We start from the raw sequence: 14,179 nt of genomic DNA on the forward strand, positions 1-14,179 counted from the left end.
AAAATCCGCTTCCGTCGCCGCCGGGCCTTGCCTAGGATTGGGGCATGACACAACGCGGAAGACTCTATGGCTGCCCGGTCGAGTTCGCGCTCGACGCGCTCGGCGGCAAGTGGAAAACGGTGATCATCGCGCGGATCAAGCAAGGGCCGCTGCGCTATTCCGAGCTGCGCCGGCTGATCCCGTCGCTCTCCGACAAGATGCTGACGCAGCGGCTCGCCGATCTCGTCGAGATCGGCTTCGTCGGGCTCGAGACCTCGCCCGACGGCAAGGCACGTTACGCCTTGACCGAGCGCGGCCGCGATCTCGCCGCAGCGCTGCAGGCGCTCTACGACTGGGGCAGCGTGCATGGCCGCGCCGAGGGCGTGCGCTTCCGCACCGACATCGAAGCCGCCGCCTAGCAACTTCCGTTCCTCAGGCCGCGCCGGCAAGCGCACCGCAAAAGCCCGCGACATCGGTGACGACCGCCTCGCCGAGGAAACGCAGCGTCGCCATCGAGCGGTCGCGCGCTTCGCGGTTGCCGAAGCCGCAGGCATCCTCGATCACGACAGCCGTAAAGCCGTTGTCGGTCGCCTGGCGAACGGTCGGCTCGATGCCGATCTCCATGGCGATGCCAGCGAGCGCGACCGCGCGCACGCCGCAATCGCTGAGCGCAAAGCCAAGCGCCGTGGAATCGAAGGCCGACATGGTCAGCTTGTCGAACACGGCTTCATCAGGGCGGGGCGCCAGTTCAGGGACGATTCGCGTCGCTTCGGCGTCGCGCAAGAACCATGGCTCGACCATGTCGGGGCTGTCGCGCCGCTGCCAGGCCATGGCGGTGCGCAGCTGGGTGGCGCCCATCCATTTGCGCGGCAAGGAGAGATGGCGCGTGAACGCCACCCGCATGCCAGCCATTCGGGCGGCCTCGAGGACGATGCCGGTGCGCTCGACGATATCGGCCGCGCCGGCAACCTGGCGACAGATGCCGACCTGCATGTCATAGACCACCAGCGCCATGCGACTGACATCGCACCATTCCGCTGGGCTGGTCGGGATCTCGATACCTTCGCTCGACCGGATCATGCCGCGGTCCGGTCCCAGGGTTGGGCGATGTCGACGCTGGGATCGAACAGATATTCGAGCGGCAAGGGTGCCGGGTCGAAGGCGAGGAAATGCCATTCCAGCAGCTCGGCCTTCGACAACGGAAAGTCGTCGGTGTAGCGCCTGGCTTCCTCGACGCTGTCGAGTTCGAAGACGATGATGACGCCGCCGACATCGGCGCGCGCATAGTTTTCGCGCACGATGCCGGCCTTCCACAATCGCCAGACATTTGACACCTCGTCGCGCAGATAAGGCTTGAGGTCGTCGAGGGTGACGCCGGGCTTGAAGTTGTCATAGGCAATGATCTTCATCGGCTGTCTCCTCTTGGGATGTCAGGATCGCGCTTGTTTCGGCAGGCATCCCGTTCGGCTAGCATGTCGAAATTGGCGGCTTCAACGAACGAGATGGTTCGTTGAAACGGTCGGCCGATCGCCCTTTCGTGGCGTAACCGACGGAGGGAGACAAAATGACTATCGAGCGGCTGAACCCGAAGGGGATGCACAGCAACCCGGCCTATTCGCAAGGCGTGGCGCTGCCCGCCTCGGCACGCATCGTGCTGATCGGCGGCCAGAACGGTATCGATGCCGATGGCCAGATCGTCGGCAAGGGCGACATCGCGGCGCAGACCAAGCAGGCGCTCGCCAATCTGGCGATGGTGCTCGAAGCCGGCGGCGCCAGGCTGGACGACCTTGTCCGGCTGTCGATCTACATCGTCGGCGACGCTGATATCAGGCCGGCCTTCGGCGTCTGGATGGCGTTCTGGGCGGATCGCGGGCCGCCGCCGGTGGTGACAGGCATACGCGTGCTCGGCCTCGCCAATCCGGATTTCCTGATCGAGATCGAAGGCCAGGCGGCCATCGTGTAGCCTCCGACAGAGGCTCTTCCTTGGCCGTCGTGCCGGGCAAGCCGCCGCCGCTTGGAATTTCATTCCCCGTCTGGCCAGTTGATTGGCACGTTCTATCTTCTTTCCCGCGACAAACGGCTGGAAAAGAGGCTACGCTGCCGCTCTGCCGGCTCAATCAAAAGAAATAGAGCATGATGTCGTCCGAAAACCGCTTCACACTTTTCGGCATCATGCTCTAGGCGGTCGCTTGATCAGGGAGCTTCGATATGAGCGAGCACGGAAAAGCTGCGCCAGGCAGCACCCCCTCGGACGGCCAATCTTCGCGACTGCGTCCGCCTTATGCCTCGGTTCTCGACCTGATCGGCCAGACGCCGGTGGTCGAGCTGACCAAGTTCGACACCGGAAAATGCCGGCTGTTCATCAAGCTCGAGAGCCAGAATCCGGGCGGCTCGATCAAGGACCGAATCGCGCTGTCGATGATCGCCGCTGCCGAAAAGCAGGGCAAGCTCAAGCGTGGCGGCACGATCGTCGAGGCGACCGCGGGCAATACCGGCCTTGGGCTTGCGCAGGTCGGCATTCCCAAGGGCTATCGCATCGTGCTGGTCGTGCCCGACAAGATGTCGCGTGAAAAGATCCAGCATCTGCGCGCGCTGGGCGCCGAAGTGCGCATGACGCGTTCGGATGTCGGCAAGGGGCATCCCGAATATTACCAGGACATGGCCGAGAAGATCGCGGCGGAGGTGCCCGGCGCCTTCTATGCCAACCAGTTCGCCAACCCGGCCAACCCGCTGGCGCATGAGACGACGACCGGCCCGGAAATCTTTTCGCAGCTCAATGGCCACGTCGACGCGGTGGTGGTCGGCGTCGGCTCGGGCGGCACGCTGACCGGGCTTGGCCGCTACTTTGCCAAGGTGTCGCCGAAGACCGAAATGGTGCTGGCCGATCCGGTCGGCTCGGTGCTGGCGCCGCTGATCAAGACCGGCAAGATGGAAGAGGCGGGCAGCTGGACGGTGGAAGGCATCGGCGAGGATTTCGTGCCGCCCAATGCCGATCTGTCGCTGGTCAAGAAAGCTTATTCCATCACCGACAAGCAGAGCATGCTGGCGGTGCGCGATCTCCTGTCGCGCGAAGGCATTTTGGCCGGCTCGTCGTCGGGCACGCTGTTGTCGGCCGCCTTGCGCTACTGCCGCGAGCAGACGGTGGCCAAGCGCGTCGTCACCTTCGTCTGCGACAGCGGCAACAAGTACCTGTCAAAAGTGTTCGACGATTTCTGGCTGGCTGAGCAGGGCCTGGCCGAGCACGAGCAGCATGGCGACCTGCGCGACCTCGTGATGCGCTCGCACCGCACCGGCGACACCGTCTTTGTCGGACCGGACGAAAGCCTGCTCAACGCCTATGGCCGCATGCGCCGCTCGGATGTGTCGCAGCTGCCGGTGCTGGACAATGGCAAGCTCGTCGGCATCGTCGACGAAAGCGACATATTGGCCAAGGTCGACGGTCCTTATGACGGACGCTGGGAGCGCTTCAACGGCCCGGTGCGCACGGCGATGACCTCCAATCTGCACACGCTGCAGGCCAGCCAGACGCTGGATGCGCTTTTGCCGGTGTTCGACCGCAACGAGGTCGCCATCATCTTCGACGGCGACGAGTTCGTCGGCCTGATTACCCGCATCGACCTGATCAACCATCTGAGGCGCGCACGATGACCAAACATACCCCGCCAGCCGGCAAAAACCGCCTGGCCTTCTCGACGCGCACCATCCATGGCGGCCAGAGCCACGATCCGCTGACCGGTGCGGTGATGGTGCCGATCTATGCCACATCGACCTACGGCCAGCAGTCGCCCGGCGTGCACAAGGGGTTTGAGTACGCCCGCAGCCAGAACCCGACGCGTTTTGCCTTCGAGCGCGCCGTGGCCGATCTCGAAAGCGGCACGGCCGCATTCGCCTTCGCCTCCGGCCTGGCGGCGATCTCGACGGTGCTGGAACTGCTCGATAGCGGCGCGCATATCGTCGCCACCGACGACATCTATGGCGGCTCGTTCCGGCTGATGGAGCGGGTGCGCAAGCGCTCGGCGGGTCTCCAGGTCTCGTTCGTCGACTTCACCGGCCTTGCGGCGGTCGAGGCGGCGATCCGGCCGGAGACGAAACTCCTGTGGGTCGAGACGCCGACCAACCCGCTGCTGCGCATCGTCGATCTCGAAGGGGTCGCGGCTCTCGCCAAACGCAAGGGCATATTGTCGGTCGCCGACAACACCTTCTGCAGCCCCTATATCCAGCGGCCGCTGGAACTCGGCATAGACATCGTCGTCCATTCGACGACAAAGTATCTCAATGGCCATTCCGACATGGTCGGCGGCGTCGCTGTCGTCGGTGACAACAAGGAGCTGGCAGCCCAGCTCAAATTCCTGCAGAACGCCATCGGCGCCATATCGGGCCCGTTCGACAGTTTTCTTGCCTTGCGTGGGCTCAAGACTTTGGCGCTCAGGATGGAGCGGCATTCCGACAACGGGCTGAAAATCGCGCAGTGGCTGGAAGCCCGCAAGGATGTGCGCCGCGTCCTCTATCCCGGCCTCGCCAGCCATCCGCAGCATGCCATCGCCGTGCAGCAGATGCATGCCTTCGGCGGCATGATCTCTGCCGTGCTCGACCGCGACCTCGCCGGCACAAAACGCTTCCTCGAACGCACGCAATTGTTCACGCTGGCCGAAAGCCTGGGCGGGGTGGAGAGCCTGATCGAGCATCCCGCGCTGATGACGCATGGGTCCATTCCGGCGGAGAAGCGCGACGAGATCGGCATTTCGGATTCGCTGGTCAGGTTGTCGGCGGGGATCGAGGATGGCGATGATTTGATTGCGGATCTGGAGCAGGCGCTGGGGGGATAGCGAGCGCCCGCGATTAACTATCGAAGTCGGCGCCGCCCCTCATTGCCCTGCCGCGCATTTCTCCCCGTAAACGGGGCGAAAGAGGCTAACCGCTGCCGCCGGTGATTGGCGAAAGCGGCGATGACAGCGTCCCTCGCCCCGTTTACGGGGAGTTGAGGAGTGGTCCGCGTAGCGGACGAAAAGCCAACTGCTTGGCTTTTCGAACGACGAAGTGCCGGCAGGCAGGTGAGGGGCAGCGCTGGCGTTGGTGATAGGGCATCATCCCGATTGACCTCGCGCGCCATTCGCCCGAGATGTAGCGCCCATGGCCACGCGCGAACCCGAAAAGCCCACCGAACCCCTCACCTTCGCGGTGCTGGTCTTCCCCGGCTTTCCGATGATGGCGTTCAGCTCCGTCATCGAGCCGCTGCGCGCCGCGAATGTCCTGGCGAAGCGGCAGTGTTATCGCTGGATCATTGTCGGTGGCACGAGAGGGGCGGTCGAGGCCTCGAACGGCGTCGTCGTCCAGCCGGGTTTTTACGCGGAGGATGCGCCGAAGGTCGACCGCATCGTCGTCTGCTCGGGCGGCGATGCCGACCATCTCGTCGCCGAGGATGCCGCGAACTGGATCCGCCGCAGCCTGCGCAATGGCGCCCATATCGGCGCGGTGGCGGATGCGGCGTTCTTCCTGGCGCGCGCCGGCCTGCTTGACGGCCATGCCTGCACCTTGCACTGGACCAGTCAGGCCGCCTTCACCGAGGCCTTTCCCAACATCGAACTGCGGCGCGACCTCTATGTCATCGATCGCAAGCGTTTCACCTCGGCCGGCGGCGTCGGCAGCCTCGACATGATGCTGGAGATCATCACCCGGGACTATGGCGCCGAGCTTGCCGCCGGCGTCGCCGAATGGTTCGTGCACAGCCAGTTGCGGTCCAGCGTCGACCGCAAGCTGATGCCGCTGCGCCTGCGCACCGGAGTGCAGAACGAGCTGGTGCTGTCGGCCATCGCCATCATGGAGGATGCGGTGGAGGAGCGGCTCGGCATGGCCGAGCTGACCGCAAGGCTCGGCGTTTCCTCCGACAAGCTCGAACGCTCCTTCCGCTCCGAACTCGCCATCTCGCCCAATGGCTATTACCGGCGGCTCAGGCTCAAGCGCGCCGCCGATCTGCTGGCGCATTCGACATTGGCCGTGCGCGACGTGGCGCTGGCCTGCGGCTTTGCCTCGATGTCGAGCTTTGCCCGGGCCTTTCGCGAGGAGCACGGCCATCCGCCGAAACTGGCGAGACGGCATTAGGCCGGCGCTCTATGAGGGTAGACCTCCTCATCCGGCCGCTTCGCGGCCACCTTCTCCCCGAGGGGAGAAGAGGGAAGCGCCGGCGCTACAAGTCTCCTCTCCCCTCGGGGAGAGGTCAGCCGAGCGAAGCGGAGGCTGGGTGAGGGGGCGGCGCCATGCGTTGCAGGACTAGCGGCATACCGCACAACAAACGCGGTTTTCCGCACAATGCCTCGACCCCTCCTGCGCCATGCTCAACCCTCGCAACCCAAGGCCAGGCACCCATGAGCATCGTCGTATTCGACCCCGACAGCACCGAGGACGTCGACTTCAAAGACCGCATGCGCCACCCCGCGGCGGCCGATCCGGCGGGCGGCATGTGGCTGTCGGATACCGAGCCGTCCTTCATCGATGCCGATGCCTTGCGAAAAGGTCGACTGGCAAAACTGCGCGGCTGGATGCGCGAGGCCGGTTATGGCGGCGTGGTGCTGTTCGACCCCTACAACCAGCGCTACGCCACCGGCTCGCGCAACATGTTCGGCTATTTCCTGCGCAACTCGACCCGTTATTTCTTCATTCCGACTGAAGGGCCGATCGTGCTGTTCGAATATCCGCAGAGCTACCATGTCTCGATGGTGCTCGACACGATCGACGAGGCGCGTCCGTCCAAGCTGGTCTGGTCGTCGGTCTCCGGCCGCGACGACGAGACATCAGGTCCCTTCGCCGACGAGATCGTCGAACTTCTGAAGAAGCACGGCGGCGGCTCGATGAAGCTCGGGCTCGACCGTTGCAGCCATCTGCAGGCGCTGGCGCTGGAAAAGCGCGGCTGCGAGGTCAAGGATTGCCAGGGCGAAATCCTGGCCGTGCGTGCGGTCAAGACGCCCGAGGAAGTGAAATGCCTGCAGGTGTCGATGGCCGGCGCCGAGGCCGCCGTCTACGCGGTGCGCGAGGCGATCAAGCCCGGCGTCTCCGAAAACGATTTGTTCGCCATCATGTATGGCGAGGTCATCCGCCAGGGCGGTGAGTTCATCGAGACCCGGCTGCTGACATCAGGCCAGCGCACCAATCCCTGGTTCAACGAGGCCAGCGGCCGCAAGATCCGACCCGGCGAATTGCTGGCGCTCGATACCGATACGATCGGCTGCTACGGCTATTATTCGGATTTTTCCCGCACCTTCCGCTGCGGCCCGGGCAAGCCGACCCCGTACCAGAAATCGCTCTACCGCATGGCGCATGACCAGGTTCAGCACAACATTTCGATCGTCAAACCCGGCATGGCGTTTCGCGAGATCGCCGAGAAGGCGTGGACAATCCCGGACCGTTTCGTCGACCAGCGCTACACCTCGGTCATGCACGGCGTCGGCATGCATGGCGAGACGCCGTTCATCGCGCATGCCATGGATTACGAGACCTATGGCCGCGACGGCCATATCGTGCCAGGCATGGTGGTGAGCGTCGAAAGCTATATCGGCGAGAAAGGCGGCCGCGAGGGTGTCAAGCTGGAGGACGAGATCCTGATCACCGAGACAGGTACAGAGCTGCTGTCGCGCTTTCCTTATGAGGACGAGTTTCTGGAGAAGCAGGTTTGATGCCTACTGCCCGCCTCGATGACGTGACCTTCTTGGCTGGCGCGAACGCCCATCGCTTCGTCATCCTAGGGCGAAGCAAGGAGCGCAGCGACGCGGCGCAGACCCTAGGATCCATGCCGCGACCTCGGGGCGCCGCAACGGTACAAATTCTGCTCCGCTGCACCATTCGACCAGGGTCACGGCATGGATCCCTTGGGCTGCGGAGCAGCTCCAGGGGTCTCCGCGACGGAGCTTCGCTCCTGCTTCGCCCGTGGATGACGAAGTCGGGGAGGCGACGGCCAATCACCACCGTTTGCGCCAGCTTAATGACCGGAACGGCGTTGACCGCGAACGCAGGCCCATCCGCGTGAAAACCCCCATCTCCATCAAGCGCGGCACCGTGGCCGCGATCTTCATCGACCTGCAGGAAGAGCATCGGCAGGACCCACGCTATCTGGTCGAGGGCTTTGCCGGCATCCTCGCCAACGTCCAGCGCCTGCAGGCAGCGGCGCGTGCAAACCACGTACCGCTCCAGCACTGGGCCTATATCGTCGATCTCGACAAGCAGGACCGGCCCTTTCATCCGCTCGATGCCGACGGCAAGTCGGCCTTCTCCGACAAGAGCGATCCGCTGACCGAGATCTGCCATGAGGTGGCGCCGGCAAAGGGCGAGGCGCTGCTGATCAAGGCCGAGGCCAGCGCTTTCCGGTCGGGGCCGATCGCCGATCGGCTCAAGGCTTCCGGCATCGAATGGCTGGTCGTTGCCGGTGTCTGGACCGAGGCCTGCATCGACGCCAGCGTAAAAGACGCCGTGACAAAGGGCTTTCGCGTGCTTTTGGTCAAGGATGCCTGTGGCAGCGGCAGCGCGGCCATGCACCAGACCGGCATCCTCAATCTCGCCAACCGGCTCTATGGCGGCGCCGTCACCGACACGGACGGCGCCTGCCGGCTGCTGGCGGGTGAGACGGTCACCGCCTGGCAGGTCGAAGGCTCGGTGCCGCTGCGCTTCAGTTTCGACAACGCGGCCCAGCTTTACGCGGATCTATGACGACTGGGGGCACGACCAACCGCGGCAAATACGAAACACGGCTCGATCCGGCCCTGTGGGCGTATATAGACAGCGTCAACGCTTGGTATCCGCCTGAGATCATCGGCCTGCCGATCGACAAGCAGCGCGACGTCTATGACCGGATGTGCCGGGCCTTCCATCAGGGCCGCCCGGCTGGGGTCAAGGCCAGCGACGGCCTGGTCGCCGCCTCGGGCCACGGCATCCCGATCCGCCACTACCAGCTTGCCGGCAAGGCCGCGCGGGCCATGGTGCTCTATTTCCACGGCGGCGGTTTTATCCTCGGCGGGCTCGACAGCCATGACGACATCTGCGCCGAGATCTGCTCCGGCACCGGCTTCGACGTGTTGTCGGTCGACTACCGACTGGCGCCGGAGCATGTCCACCCCGCCGCCTTCGACGATGCGATGGCCGCCTTCGCGTGGGCGGTGGCCAGTGACCTGCCGCTGGTACTGTGCGGCGAAAGCGCCGGCGGCAATCTTGCGGCCGCGGTGGCGCAGGCGACGCGCCGGCATATCAGGACAGCGATCGGCCAGGTGCTGATCTATCCCGGCCTCGGCGGCGACGAGAGCGCGGGCTCCTATGTCGAGCATGCCGAGGCGCCGCTGCTGTCCGTCGGCGACATCGCTTTCTACTGCGACGTCCGCTCGACCAAGAAGCAATCGCCTGACGATCCGAGCTTTTCGCCCTTGCGCGACAGCGACTCTTGCGGCCTGCCGCCGACGGTGATCATCACGGCAGAATGCGACCCGCTGTCATCCGATGGCGAGACCTATCGCGACCGCATTGTTTCGGCCGGCGGCAAGGCGTGGTGGCACGAGGAAAAGCGCCTGGTACACAGTTTCCTGCGCGCCCGCACGACAGTGCCGGCTGCTGCAGAAGCTTTTGCGCGTATCATCACGGCGGTGGCGGTGCTGGGCCGGGGTGAGTGGCCGTATTTATGAGGACGTCGCGGCGCCTGCTTCAGACGAACTGGCCTTCAGCCAGAGCGCCTTTTCACCAAGCGTGGCGACCATGGCGGCATGTGCGGCGCGCTCCGCTTCAGTCAGGCGCGGCAGCAGCGGCCTCGGTCGCTCGGCAACAATAATTTCTATGTGCCTGATATTTTCGCCCTGCGCCGGCGCGGTGGCGCTGTCGAGGATGAGGGCGGCCTGCTTGCCGCCGATCAGCTCGATATAGACCTCGGCCAGCAATTCAGAATCGAGCAGGGCGCCGTGCTTGGTGCGTTTCGTGTTGTCGATGCCGTAGCGCCGGCAGAGCGCGTCGAGCGAATTGGGACCCATCGGGTGCTTGCGGCGCGCCAGCGCCAGCGTGTCGACGACAAGGCCGGGATCGATATTGGGATGGCCAAGCCGGCCGAATTCGACATTGAGGAAGCCGATGTCGAAGGTGGCGTTGTGGGCAACCAGCTTGGCACCGTCGGTGAAGTCGAGCCATTCCTGCGCAATCTCGGCAAAGGTCGGCTTGCCCGCGAGGTCCGCCGCGCTGATGCCGTGCACCGCCTGCGCCTCGGCATGGATCGCCCGGCCCTGCGGGTTGATATAGTGGTGGAAGGTTTTTCCGGTCGGGAAACGATTGACCAGCTCGACGCCGCCCAGCTCGATCACGCGGTCGTCGCGCGAATCGAGGCCTGTGGTTTCCGTGTCGAAGATGATCTCGCGCATCGAATCAGGTGCTCCAAGGAAGCAGAATCATACACCGGAACAAAATGGCAATGGGGAACGGCGTTGCCTAGCACAATCGCCACAGGTTTGCGCTGCCCCTCATCGCCCTGCCGGGCACTTCTCCCCGTATAGTGACGGGGAGAAGGACGCCTCCGCGATGGATTTCGCCAATCTCCAGCGTTGCAGAAAGGGTGCCGAGGTTGCGGCCAGCCCCTTCTCCCCGTCACTATACGGGGAGAAGATGCCGGCAGGCAGATGAGGGGCGGCGCTGACATCGACAGTTGGCCAGGCGAGCGCCAACTCTGAAACGATGTCAGGCCAGGCTCGCCTATGCGATCAGTTCCGCAATGATCGCATCGACCCGGGCCCGCGCGGCATCCAGCCCCTGGCCGGTATCGACGACAAAATCCGCCAGCCTGCGCTTCTCCTCGTCCGGCACCTGCTTGGCCAGGATCGCTGCCAGTTTCTCCTCGGTCATGCCCGGCCGCGCCAGCACGCGTTGGCGCTGGATTTCAGCCGGTGCGGTGACGACGACGACCTTGTCGACGCGGCCACGGCCGCCGGTTTCGAACAGCAGCGGAATGTCGAGCACGGCGATCGATTCACCTCCGGTACGATGCCTGGCCAGGAAGGCGTCGGCATCGGCGCGGACCAGTGGGTGGATGATGGCCTCCAGCCGCTTCAGCGCGGCGGCATCGCCAAGCACACGCGCGCTAAGCTTTGCGCGGTCGACCACGCCGGCAACGGTCGTTCCGGGAAAGGCGGCCTCGACCAAAGGTGCCGCCACGCCGGAATAGAGGCGATGCACCGCCTCGTCGGAATCATGGACCGGCACGCCGGCCTCGGCGAACATTTTTGCCGTCGTCGACTTGCCCATGCCGATCGATCCGGTGAGGCCGAGCACGATCATGGTTTCGGCACCAGATCGGCAACGATGATCGCGCGCAGTTCCGCCGTGACCTGCGGCCTGACGCCGAACCAATGTTCGAAGCCCGGCACGGCCTGGTTGAGCAGCATGCCGAGACCATCGACCGTCTTCAGCCCCCTGACGCGCGCGGCGGCGAGCAACGGTGTTTCGAGCGGCACATAAACAAGGTCGGTGACGATGGCATGGTCCGGCAGCAAGGCCGGATCGGCGGCAAGGCCTTCATTACCGATCATGCCGAGCGCCGTGGTGTTGACCAGCAGGCCGGCGTCGGCCAGCAGTTCGTTGGTTGCCGCCGTGCCATGCGCCGAGACGCCGGCGCCGAAACGATCGCGCAATTCCTGTGCCCGGGCAAGCGTGCGGTTGACGATGCGGATGTCTGCGACACCGCGTTGCTTCAGCGCCTGGATGACGGCGCGCGACGCGCCGCCGGCGCCGAGCACGACCGCCGGTCCCGTGCTCGCCCAGCCCGGCGCATGGTCGTCAAGATTGGCGGCAAAGCCGTGACCATCGGTGTTGCCGCCCCACAGGACACCGTCCTCGAACCACAGCGTGTTGACGGCGCCGATCTCTTCGGCCGCCTGGTCGCGGCGATCGGCCAACGCGAAGGCGGCCTCCTTGTGTGGAATGGTGACATTGCCGCCCTGGAAACCGTTTGCCTGCAATGTTCCGATGAATTCGCCAAAATCCTGCGGCGCCACATCGATGGCCTGGTAGCTGCCGTCGATGCCGTGTTTGGCCAGCCAGTAGCCGTGGATTTTTGGCGAGCGCGAATGCTTGATCGGGTGGCCTGACACAAAGGCCTTCTTGGTCGCCTCAGCCATCGATCGCTCCCAGCGTCCGCAGTTCCGCCAGCAGCGGCAAAAGCGGCAGGCCGACAATGGTGAAATGATCGCCTTCGATCTTCTCGAACAACTGGATGCCTTCGCCCTCGATCTGGTAGGCGCCGACGCTGGCCAGCGCCTTGGCGCCGACGCGAGCGAGATGCCGGCCGATGAGGCCAGGGTCGAGCTTGCGCATGGTCATCGAGGCGATGCCGACATGGCGCCACAACACCTTGCCGTCGCGGACGAGCACGGCGGCGCTGTTGAGCTGGTGGGTCTTGCCCGACAGCGCCAGGAGATGACGGCGCGCGCCTTCCATGTCGGCCGGCTTGTGGAACACTTCGTCGCCGAGCGACAAAGTCTGGTCGCAGCCGAGCACCAGCGCACCCGGCCGGCGCTCGCTCACTTCCGTGGCCTTGGCCTCGGCCAGTACCAAAGCGACATCCTCAGGCGAAACGCCACTGTGCTGCAACGGCGCCTCCAGCGCGCGCTCGTCGACATCGGCGGGGACGGCTTCGACGTCGATGCCGGCATTGACGAGCATCGCCTTGCGGAATGGACTGCCTGAGGCGAGGATGATTTTTTCGGTCATGGTTTGTGCGCCTGATGTAGGTTGATGATCCGGTTAGACCGAACCGGAGATGGCTCGAGCAAACTCTGGAACGCTGCGATCCTCGGTCACCGTAACGGCATGGATCCTAGGGTCTGCGCCGCGTCGCTTCGCTCCTTGCGCCCTAGCATGACGAAGGCACAGTGGGCTGACGCCAACTGCAAGCGTTGGAGATTGGCAGAAACGATCCTCCATTCGTCATCCTAGGGCGAAGCAGGAGCGAAGCTCCGTCGCGGAGACCCTAGGATCCATGCCGTGACCTTTCAAGCGACGCGGCGGTGGGTGTTGGCGACGCGCGGCGGCTCCAATTATCTGTTCTTTCCCCTCAGGGCAACGATCGCCGCCGCCGTTTCCTCGATCGAGCGGCGGCTGACATCGATCATCGGCCAGCCATGGCGCGTGCAGATCTGGCGGGCGTAGGCCAGCTCCTCGGTGATGGCGGCGCGGTCGACATAGTCTGATGCCTCGTAGGTACTGCTGTTGCCGAGGATGCGGTTTTGCCGGACATGCGATATGCGCTCGGCGGTGGCGATAAGGCCAACGATCAGCGGCTTCGAGGCACTGACCAGGCTTTCGGGAACCGGCACGCCAAGCACGATCGGGATGTTGGCGGTCTTGATGCCGCGGTTGGCGAGATAGATGCTGGTCGGCGTCTTCGACGTGCGCGAAATGCCGATCAGCACGACATCGGCATCGTCCATGTTGAGCGGCAACTGGCCGTCATCATGTTCCATGGTAAAGTTGAGGGCATCGATGCGGCGGAAATATTCGGCGTCGAGAACATGCTGGGCGCCGACGCGGCGGCCGGCCGGCGTGCCGAGATAGGACTGGAACACGGTCAGCACCGGTTCCAGCACCGACACGCAGGGCAGGCCCATGGTGGCGCAGCGCTCGTCGATGCCGCGCGCCAGCTTCTGGTCGACGACGGTATAGAGAATGATGCCCGGCTCCTCCTCTATGTCCTCGAACACCTTGGCCACCTGCTTTTCGGTGCGGATGAGCGGGTAGATGTGCTCGATGGCGCGTGCGTCCTTGTATTGCGCCGAAGCCGCCCGCCCGGCGGCGAGCAGCGTTTCGCCGGTCGCGTCGGAAATCAGGTGCAGGTGAAAGAAGCTCTGGGGTTTGTTCACAGGGGACACCTGGGGCTGTGGGCTTGTGTGGATAAAGCGGGACAGAAAGAGGGGCCGGTCGGCGGCGACTGTATCAGATGGCAGTTTGTCCACAATTCGCTGTGCTGTCAGCTTCGTCGGGCGGCTGGGGACAAGTCTGGGGACCGGTTTCTTTGCCCTGCCTCCGTCCACAGGGCCGACTTTTTCCGGAGCATCCTAAAGCTTTGACTCCAGTGACGGATTCCAAACTATCCCCAGAACCCTACATCCGGGAGAAAGAAGCGCGCGACAATATGCTTGCTGGTGTTTTTCGGGGCAAAGCGGGACAGGTGACAACCACCACAACCAACAGACTC

At 64.3% G+C, this 14,179-nt stretch carries 15 protein-coding genes; 8 read left to right on the top strand and 7 right to left on the bottom strand.

The genetic code is table 11. The features are described 5' to 3' along the window. Window positions 1-44 precede the first annotated feature (44 nt). Window positions 45-398, top strand: coding sequence for a winged helix-turn-helix transcriptional regulator (locus DBIPINDM_RS17525; RefSeq protein ID WP_258588413.1), 354 nt, complete (start codon window positions 45-47; stop codon window positions 396-398). Window positions 399-411: 13 nt separating this feature from the next. Here DBIPINDM_RS17525 and DBIPINDM_RS17530 read toward each other — a convergent pair whose 3' ends face one another. Beyond that, a complete protein-coding gene (locus DBIPINDM_RS17530) occupies window positions 412-1,059 on the bottom strand; it encodes a cysteine hydrolase (RefSeq protein WP_258588414.1) in 648 nt (215 codons plus the stop codon). Further along, window positions 1,056-1,388 (bottom strand): hypothetical protein, encoded by a 333-nt coding sequence (locus DBIPINDM_RS17535; protein WP_258588415.1) that lies wholly within the window; start codon window positions 1,386-1,388, stop codon window positions 1,056-1,058. The genes DBIPINDM_RS17530 and DBIPINDM_RS17535 overlap by 4 nt, the downstream gene beginning before the upstream one ends. Window positions 1,389-1,543: 155 nt before the next feature. Between DBIPINDM_RS17535 and DBIPINDM_RS17540 the strand changes: the two genes are divergently transcribed. The 7 genes from DBIPINDM_RS17540 to DBIPINDM_RS17570 all read left to right on the top strand — a co-directional run bounded on the left by DBIPINDM_RS17540 (window position 1,544) and on the right by DBIPINDM_RS17570 (window position 9,635). Further along, complete coding sequence (locus DBIPINDM_RS17540) at window positions 1,544-1,942, top strand: RidA family protein (protein WP_258588416.1); 399 nt, start codon at window positions 1,544-1,546, stop codon at window positions 1,940-1,942. A gap of 245 nt (window positions 1,943-2,187) precedes the next feature. Then, complete coding sequence (locus tag DBIPINDM_RS17545) at window positions 2,188-3,627, top strand: pyridoxal-phosphate dependent enzyme (protein WP_258588417.1); 1,440 nt, start codon at window positions 2,188-2,190, stop codon at window positions 3,625-3,627. Next, the gene (locus DBIPINDM_RS17550; RefSeq protein WP_258588418.1) at window positions 3,624-4,805 is read left to right on the top strand and encodes a trans-sulfuration enzyme family protein; all 1,182 of its coding nucleotides are present in this window, start codon (window positions 3,624-3,626) and stop codon (window positions 4,803-4,805) included. The genes DBIPINDM_RS17545 and DBIPINDM_RS17550 overlap by 4 nt, the downstream gene beginning before the upstream one ends. 304 nt (window positions 4,806-5,109) lie before the next feature. Then, the gene (locus DBIPINDM_RS17555; protein WP_258588419.1) at window positions 5,110-6,078 is read left to right on the top strand and encodes a GlxA family transcriptional regulator; all 969 of its coding nucleotides are present in this window, start codon (window positions 5,110-5,112) and stop codon (window positions 6,076-6,078) included. Window positions 6,079-6,341: 263 nt separating this feature from the next. Further along, window positions 6,342-7,646: a M24 family metallopeptidase gene (locus tag DBIPINDM_RS17560; RefSeq protein WP_258588420.1), complete on the top strand. Its 1,305-nt coding sequence runs from the start codon at window positions 6,342-6,344 to the stop codon at window positions 7,644-7,646. A 346-nt stretch (window positions 7,647-7,992) separates the two neighbouring features. Then, complete coding sequence (locus DBIPINDM_RS17565; protein WP_258588421.1) at window positions 7,993-8,673, top strand: isochorismatase family protein; 681 nt, start codon at window positions 7,993-7,995, stop codon at window positions 8,671-8,673. Then, window positions 8,670-9,635, top strand: a complete 966-nt coding sequence (locus tag DBIPINDM_RS17570; RefSeq protein WP_258588422.1) for an alpha/beta hydrolase — start codon at window positions 8,670-8,672, stop codon at window positions 9,633-9,635. The genes DBIPINDM_RS17565 and DBIPINDM_RS17570 overlap by 4 nt, the downstream gene beginning before the upstream one ends. On the opposite strand, the gene dnaQ is transcribed toward DBIPINDM_RS17570, so the two are convergent. The 5 genes from dnaQ to DBIPINDM_RS17595 all read right to left on the bottom strand — a co-directional run bounded on the left by dnaQ (window position 9,630) and on the right by DBIPINDM_RS17595 (window position 13,844). Beyond that, window positions 9,630-10,355: a DNA polymerase III subunit epsilon gene (gene dnaQ, locus DBIPINDM_RS17575; RefSeq protein ID WP_258588423.1), complete on the bottom strand. Its 726-nt coding sequence runs from the start codon at window positions 10,353-10,355 to the stop codon at window positions 9,630-9,632. The genes DBIPINDM_RS17570 and dnaQ overlap by 6 nt on opposite strands. Window positions 10,356-10,683: 328 nt before the next feature. Continuing rightward, window positions 10,684-11,265, bottom strand: coding sequence for a dephospho-CoA kinase (gene coaE / locus DBIPINDM_RS17580; RefSeq protein WP_258588424.1), 582 nt, complete (start codon window positions 11,263-11,265; stop codon window positions 10,684-10,686). After that, window positions 11,262-12,104 (bottom strand): shikimate dehydrogenase, encoded by an 843-nt coding sequence (locus DBIPINDM_RS17585; RefSeq protein WP_258588425.1) that lies wholly within the window; start codon window positions 12,102-12,104, stop codon window positions 11,262-11,264. The genes coaE and DBIPINDM_RS17585 overlap by 4 nt, the downstream gene beginning before the upstream one ends. Then, window positions 12,097-12,696, bottom strand: a complete 600-nt coding sequence (locus tag DBIPINDM_RS17590; protein WP_258588426.1) for a Maf-like protein — start codon at window positions 12,694-12,696, stop codon at window positions 12,097-12,099. Before DBIPINDM_RS17590 ends, DBIPINDM_RS17585 begins: the two co-directional genes overlap by 8 nt. Before the next feature lie 326 nt (window positions 12,697-13,022). After that, window positions 13,023-13,844 carry a pyruvate, water dikinase regulatory protein gene (locus DBIPINDM_RS17595; RefSeq protein ID WP_258588427.1) on the bottom strand — a complete coding sequence of 274 codons (822 nt, stop codon included), beginning with the start codon at window positions 13,842-13,844 and terminating at the stop codon, window positions 13,023-13,025. Between the last annotated feature and the right edge of the window lie 335 nt (window positions 13,845-14,179).

The sequence above is a fragment of the Mesorhizobium sp. AR02 genome (assembly GCF_024746835.1).
Taxonomy (GTDB): Bacteria; Pseudomonadota; Alphaproteobacteria; order Rhizobiales; family Rhizobiaceae; genus Mesorhizobium.

What these genes read in the sequence shown, in the direction of transcription:
- DBIPINDM_RS17525 (WP_258588413.1), top strand. Translation starts at nt 45, where the DNA reads ATGACACAACGCGGAAGACTCTATGGCTGCCCGGTCGAGTTCGCGCTC.
- DBIPINDM_RS17530 (WP_258588414.1), bottom strand. Translation starts at nt 1,059, where the DNA reads ATGATCCGGTCGAGCGAAGGTATCGAGATCCCGACCAGCCCAGCGGAA.
- DBIPINDM_RS17535 (WP_258588415.1), bottom strand. Translation starts at nt 1,388, where the DNA reads ATGAAGATCATTGCCTATGACAACTTCAAGCCCGGCGTCACCCTCGAC.
- DBIPINDM_RS17540 (WP_258588416.1), top strand. Translation starts at nt 1,544, where the DNA reads ATGACTATCGAGCGGCTGAACCCGAAGGGGATGCACAGCAACCCGGCC.
- DBIPINDM_RS17545 (WP_258588417.1), top strand. Translation starts at nt 2,188, where the DNA reads ATGAGCGAGCACGGAAAAGCTGCGCCAGGCAGCACCCCCTCGGACGGC.
- DBIPINDM_RS17550 (WP_258588418.1), top strand. Translation starts at nt 3,624, where the DNA reads ATGACCAAACATACCCCGCCAGCCGGCAAAAACCGCCTGGCCTTCTCG.
- DBIPINDM_RS17555 (WP_258588419.1), top strand. Translation starts at nt 5,110, where the DNA reads ATGGCCACGCGCGAACCCGAAAAGCCCACCGAACCCCTCACCTTCGCG.
- DBIPINDM_RS17560 (WP_258588420.1), top strand. Translation starts at nt 6,342, where the DNA reads ATGAGCATCGTCGTATTCGACCCCGACAGCACCGAGGACGTCGACTTC.
- DBIPINDM_RS17570 (WP_258588422.1), top strand. Translation starts at nt 8,670, where the DNA reads ATGACGACTGGGGGCACGACCAACCGCGGCAAATACGAAACACGGCTC.
- dnaQ (WP_258588423.1), bottom strand. Translation starts at nt 10,355, where the DNA reads ATGCGCGAGATCATCTTCGACACGGAAACCACAGGCCTCGATTCGCGC.
- coaE (WP_258588424.1), bottom strand. Translation starts at nt 11,265, where the DNA reads ATGATCGTGCTCGGCCTCACCGGATCGATCGGCATGGGCAAGTCGACG.
- DBIPINDM_RS17585 (WP_258588425.1), bottom strand. Translation starts at nt 12,104, where the DNA reads ATGGCTGAGGCGACCAAGAAGGCCTTTGTGTCAGGCCACCCGATCAAG.
- DBIPINDM_RS17590 (WP_258588426.1), bottom strand. Translation starts at nt 12,696, where the DNA reads ATGACCGAAAAAATCATCCTCGCCTCAGGCAGTCCATTCCGCAAGGCG.